The sequence below is a fragment of the Pseudomonas sp. GM84 genome (genome assembly GCF_000282535.1).
Classification (GTDB): domain Bacteria; phylum Pseudomonadota; class Gammaproteobacteria; order Pseudomonadales; family Pseudomonadaceae; genus Aquipseudomonas.
In genome coordinates, this window is sequence record NZ_AKJC01000251.1 from 1 (window position 1) to 5,689 (window position 5,689).

Sequence of the window (5,689 nt, forward strand, 5' to 3'; positions counted from 1 at the left end):
GGCCCCCCCGCCGCTTCGGCGGCGGGCGCCAGCAGGGCGCGCCGGTAGCGGTAATGCGCGTGGTGCAGTTCGCGCACCAGCCGCCCTTCGGCCATGAGGTAGTTGGCATGGGCCAACGTTTCGCCAAGGGCCATCAGCTCGTCGAAACGACCGGACAGCCTGGGGAACAGCTCGGCCATCAGCTCGCACGCCGAGCGTGGCGCCTCGCAGCTGGCCAGCAAACGGTCCAGCTGGGCCTGGTGGTGGGCCTGCAGCTGGTCAATGCGCGCATGCAGGTTGAAGAACGGCCGCTCGTGGGCCGGCAGCACCAGCACGCTGTCGGGCAGGCTGCGCAGGTGTTCGAGCGAGGTCAGCCATTCGCGCAGCGGGTCAGCTTCGGGCTCGGTGGCGTGCACGCCCACGGTCGGGGTGATGCGCGGCAGCACCTGGTCGCCGGCGAGCAGCAGGCTGCCGTCCTCGGCGTACAGGCAGGCGTGCTCGGGCGAATGGCCTCGGCCGACCACCACGCGCCATTGGCGGCTGCCGATGCGCACACGGTCACCGTCCTGCAGGCGCCGGTAGCTGTTGAAATGCAGGGGGCGGAAATGGCCGTTCTGGATCAGCTGGTACAGCTCGCCCGCCTGCGCCTCGTCCATGCCCGCCTTGCAGTGGAAGTCGAGGAAATCCCAGCCCGCGGCCTGCTCGGCCGGCACGGTGACGTACAGCGAGCGGTATTCGGCGGCGGTCATGTACACCGGGCAGCGAAAGCGCTCGGCCAGCCAGCCGGCCACGCCGGCATGGTCGGAGTGGTAATGGGTGCAGATCACCGCCAGCAGCGGCTGGCCGGCGAACACCTGGGTGAAGACCTGCTCCCAGACCTCACGGGTCTGCGCGGTGTTCATGCCGGTGTCCACCACCACCCAGCCGTGGTCATGGCGCAGCAGGTAGAGGTTGATGTGGTCCAGGCGAAACGGCAGCGGCATGCGCAACCACCACACGCCCTCGGCCACTTCGCGCACCTGACCGCTGTCCGGCACCTGCGGCCAGGGGTAACGCAGGCCGCCGTGCAGTTCATGGCCGTTGCCGTCGAGGTCAGCCATGCTGGCCACCCTCGAATGCGGGCAGGCCGACCTGTTCGAGCAGCTGCGGCGAATAGGGCTGGTAGTTCTGGCTGCGCTCGTCGCGGATGAACAGCGGGTCGGGACAGGCGTTGGGGCAGTAGCCCTGGCGCTGCAGGTCGACCTTGCGCAGCTTGAAGGTGCTGGTCAGATCCGCCGCAGCGCTTACCCGCACGAACATGGGCGCGGCGTAGCGCGGCAGGCGCGCTTCGGTCAGGCGGTACAAGGCCTGCGGGTCGAAGGCCTGGCCCGCTTGCATCAGCACTGCCGCCATGCCTGCCCTGCCCTCGTGTTGCGGCACCTGCACACCGTAGATGTTGATCAGCTCCAGGCCCGGCAGGTCGCTCAGGGCATCGGCCACTTCCTGGGTCGAGACGTTTTCGCTTTTCCAGCGGAAGGTGTCGCCGATGCGGTCGACGAAGTAGCAGTAGCCGTCGGCGTCCTGGCGCAGCAGGTCGCCCGAGCTCCACCAGGCATCGCCCTCGCGCAGCACGTTGCGGCGGATCTTGCTCTCGGTGGCCGTGGCGCAGGTGTAGCCTTCGAAGCGGCCGCCGCCGATGTCCGGGTGGTCGACGATAAAGCCCATGGCCTCGCCCACTTCGCCCACCTCGCAGAGCTGGTAGAAGCCGTTTGCATCGCGCGGGTGGCAGTCGTTTTCCACGTCGAAGCGCACCAGGCGCAGGTTGGTGCGGTTCCAGTCCGGCACCCGGCCGCAGGCGCCCAGGTAGTTGTCGACGTTGATCAGGTTGGTGTTGGCTTCGGTCGCGCCCCACCCCTCGAACACCTGGATCGGCCCGAACCGTTCGACCCAGCGCTGCCAGGACTCGCTCGACAGGCCGGCGCCGAGCATGCAGCGCAGGGTATGTTCACGCTCCCCGGCTATGGCCGGCCGGTTGAGCAGGTAGCGGCAGATTTCGCCGATGTACTGGAACACGCTGATGCGATGGCGCGCCACATCGGACCAGAACTCGCGCACGCTGAACTTGCGGCGCACCACGATACTGGCGCCGGCACGCAGCGCGGTCGAGGTGACCGAGGTGGCGGCCGCGCCGTGGTACAGCGGCAGGCAGCAATAGAAGACATCGTCGACGCCGGCGTTGAGCGTCACCTCCATCACATCCCCCGACGACAGCCAGCGCATGTGGCTGTAGCGCGCCGCCTTGGGCAGGCCGGTGGTGCCCGAGGTGAAGATCAGCAAGGTCGGCGCCTGGGCTTCGAGCCCGGCACGGTGCGCCTTGGGGAACGGCGTGTCGGGCGCAGCGGCCATGGCCGTGGCGAACTGGCGGTCGACGCCCGCAGGCAGCGCACCCGTCCAGCGGTTTTCGGCATCGTCGATCAGCCACATGGGCAGGGCCGGCAACCCTTCGGTCGCCTGCAGGTTGCCCAGGCATTCTTCACCGACCACCAGCGCCTTGGCACCGGTGGTGTCCAGGGCATGCAGCAGGGGTTTGCCGGTTACCTGGGTATTGACGAACGCCACCACCACCCCGAGCTTGACCAGGCCGAACCAGCAGCTGAAGAAGGCCGGACGGTTCTCCATCATCAGCGCGCAGACGTCGCCTGCTCGCAGGCCAGCGGCGAAGGCGGCATGGGCCACCTGGTCGGCCTGACGGTCGACCTCGGCGTAGCTCAAGGTCTGTTCGCCGTAGATCAGGAACGGCCGTTGGCCATGGCGCGCCGCTTGTGCTTCCAGGCGGTCGGCCAGGGTGTAGTGGTCGCGCGGCTTGATCTGGCCGCTGGCTTCGGCGCGCAGGTCGAGCAGCGCCTGGGTCTGTTCGCGGCTCACCGGTGGCTGCGGCAGGTTGGGCAAGGTGTGCGGCAGGTTCATTGCGCCACCTCCAGGGTTTGCTGCCAGCTGGGGTAGTCGCTGTAGCCACGGGCACCTGGGGTGTACAGGGTCTTGCGGTCGAAAGCGGCCAGCGGCCTGTGCTGGCGCAGTCGCTCGACCAGGTCGGGGTTGGCGATGAAGTGGCGGCCGAAGGAAACCGCCTCGCCCTCGCCCGCCGTCAGCGCGGCGCGGGCCGAATCGGCGTCGAAACCGTCGTTGAGGATCAGCGCCTGCGGGCCATGCTCGCGGGCCAGGGCGAAGGCATCCAGGTCGGCCAAGGGCGAACGCATGATGTGCAGGTAGGCCAGGCCCAGCGGCGCCACGGCCTGGCACAGCGCGGTGGTGGTCTGCGCCGGCTCGTGGTCGTCGATGTCGTTGTACGGGTTGCCGGGGCACAGGCGCAGGCCGACCCGCCCTGCACCGATGGCAGCGGCCATGGCTTCGAGCACTTCCTTGGCGAAGCGCACCCGGTGCTGCGCGCTGCCGCCATAGGCATCGGTGCGCGGGTTGCTGCCGGCGGCCATGAACTGCATGGGCAGGTAGCCGCTGGTGCAGTGCAGCTCGACGCCGTCGAAACCGGCTTCGCGGGCGTTCAATGCGGCCTGGCGGTAGTCGCCGATCACTTCGGCGATGCCTTCCAGGGTCAGGGCCTGGGGCACATCGGCGTCGACCAGCCCGGCGGCATCGCTGAACAGCTGCACACGCGCAGGCAGCGACGACGGCGCCACCGTCGCCGCGCCCTGCGGCTTGTTGTGGTGGCTGGCGGCGCGCCCCACGTGCATCAGCTGCAGGACGATGCGCCCGCCTAGCTCGTGCACGGCGCGGGTCACCCGCTGCCAGGCGGCGATCTGTTCGCGGCTGTAGATGGCCGGGGTACGGCAGTAGCCCAGGCCGCTGGCCGAGGGTGCCGTGCCTTCGGCGACGATCAGCCCGGCGCTGGCGCGCTGGCGGTAGTAGTCGACCATTTCGTTGCCCGGCACGGCGCGCCCATCGGCGCGGCTGCGGGTCATCGGGGCCATGACGATGCGGTTGGCCAGTTGCAGTTCGCCCAGGCGCACAGGCTCGAACAAGATGTCCATCTCAGCTCCTTCAGCTCTTGTTGTTTCCGGCTCGCGGGGAGCACGAAACACCGGATATGGGCTGAATGATTCACCGTGGGCAGGTGCGAAACATCGTCCGTCGAGACTAGTTTCGCGTGCTTGTCCCAGGGCCTGGGGGTACCCGCAGGCAGCGCGCAAATTTGGTCTGAACAGACGATGAATTGACGGCAGAATGGCGCGAGCATCATGCGCACCTAAAACAAGAAGCGGAGCTGTGCAGTGAACCCATCCCCTCCCGTGACCTGGCGTACTCACTACGCCTTGCTGGTGCTGGCCAGCATCTACGTCTTCAACTACATCGACCGCCAGTTGATGGCGATCCTGATCGAGCCGGTGAAACAAGAATTCGGCATCTCCGATACCGGCATCGGCCTGCTCTCCGGGGTGACCTTCGCCGTGTTCTACACGGTGTTCGGCCTGCCGCTGGGGCGCCTGTCCGACCGCATCGGGCGCAAGCCGGTGATTGCCTTCAGCTGCATGGCCTGGAGCCTGATGACCATGCTCTGCGGCATGGCCGGCAGCTTCTTCACCCTGGTGCTGGCGCGGATCGGCGTGGCCATTGGCGAGGCTGGCGGTACTGCGCCCTCGGTGGCGATGGTCTCCGACCTGTACCCGGCACATCGGCGCTCGACGGCGCTGGCGGTGCTGATGCTCGGCTCCAGCCTGGGGGCCATCGTCGGCCTGGGGTTGGGCGGCTGGATTGCCCAGCACCATGGCTGGCGTTATGCGTTTCTGCTGATTGGCGCGCCCGGCATCCTGCTGGGCCTGTTGCTGTTGCTCACGGTGCGGTCGCCGGCGCCGCCGCGGGTTCGGCAAGCGGCCGAGGGGCCACAGGAGGGTTGGCTGCGTACACTGGCCGAGCTGCTGCGCATGCCCTCGTTCCTGTGGCTGGTGCTGACGGGCGGGGCTGCGGCCATCGCCGGGTATGCCATCGGTACCTGGAGCCCGAGCTTCCTGATTCGCTCGCACGGGCTGAACATGCAACAGGCCGGTTTTCTGGTCGGTGTGGTCGGCGGTACGGGTTCGACCATTGGCACGCTGGTGTGCGGCATGCTCACCGACCGCCTGGCCCGGCGTGACGTGGGCTGGCAGATTGGCGTGCCGTTGCTGGGCACGCTGCTGAGCATTCCGTTTGCCCTGGCCTACTTCCTCTGGCCCCAGGGCGTGGCGTTTCACATCGGCGATACGCCGGTGCCGCAGGCGTTTCTGTTCTACAGCGCGTTCGGGTTCTTTGGCGTGTGGTGGGCGACGCCTTGCCTGGGCGCGATCACTCACCTGTTCCCGGCCCATCGGCTGGCCCAGGCCACGGCGATTTTCGTCATGGCCATGACCTTGCTGGGGGTCGGCGTCGGGCCCTTGCTGATCGGCATGCTCAGTGATGTGTTCGTGCCGAGCCTGCAGGGTGAGTCGCTGCGTTATGCGTTGGCGGCATCGGTGGTGTTGCTGGTGTTGGCGGCGGGGTTCCTGGCGATGGCCTTGCCGCGCTATCGGGCGCGGATGAAGGGGTTGGCCGATGGCGCGGCAACCGTGGGGGCTGTGGCGGTCTGATCAGACATTGGGGCCGCTTTGCGGCCCTTTCGCCGTGGTTCGTCGCCACGGCAAGCCGGCTCCCACAGAGATAGCGCAAGGCCTGAGTGGCGCGCTGTTCCTGTGGGAGCGGGCTT

Annotated in this window: 4 protein-coding genes; 1 reads left to right on the forward strand and 3 read right to left on the reverse strand. The window is 68.0% G+C overall.

Translation table 11 applies throughout. The features are described 5' to 3' along the window. The 3 genes from PMI38_RS19795 to PMI38_RS19805 form a co-directional block, all read right to left on the reverse strand. Positions 1-1,079: MBL fold metallo-hydrolase (locus PMI38_RS19795; RefSeq protein WP_008097692.1), on the reverse strand; the 1,079-nt coding region annotated here is incomplete at its 3' end. Further along, positions 1,072-2,925 (reverse strand): long-chain-acyl-CoA synthetase, encoded by a 1,854-nt coding sequence (locus tag PMI38_RS19800; RefSeq protein WP_008097693.1) that lies wholly within the window; start codon positions 2,923-2,925, stop codon positions 1,072-1,074. The genes PMI38_RS19795 and PMI38_RS19800, both read right to left, overlap by 8 nt. Next, entirely contained in the window at positions 2,922-4,004 is a 1,083-nt protein-coding gene (locus PMI38_RS19805; RefSeq protein WP_008097695.1) for an alkene reductase, read from the reverse strand. The genes PMI38_RS19800 and PMI38_RS19805 overlap by 4 nt, the downstream gene beginning before the upstream one ends. Positions 4,005-4,244: 240 nt before the next feature. On the opposite strand from PMI38_RS19805, the gene PMI38_RS19810 reads away from it, so the two are divergent. Then, on the forward strand, positions 4,245-5,573 hold the full coding sequence (locus tag PMI38_RS19810) for a spinster family MFS transporter (RefSeq protein WP_008097697.1): 1,329 nt from the start codon (positions 4,245-4,247) through the stop codon (positions 5,571-5,573). Positions 5,574-5,689: the final 116 nt, after the last annotated feature.

Bases quoted from the DNA above. Each gene is read 5' to 3' on its own strand.
- PMI38_RS19800 (WP_008097693.1), bottom strand. From the start codon at position 2,925: ATGAACCTGCCGCACACCTTGCCCAACCTGCCGCAGCCACCGGTGAGC.
- PMI38_RS19805 (WP_008097695.1), bottom strand. From the start codon at position 4,004: ATGGACATCTTGTTCGAGCCTGTGCGCCTGGGCGAACTGCAACTGGCC.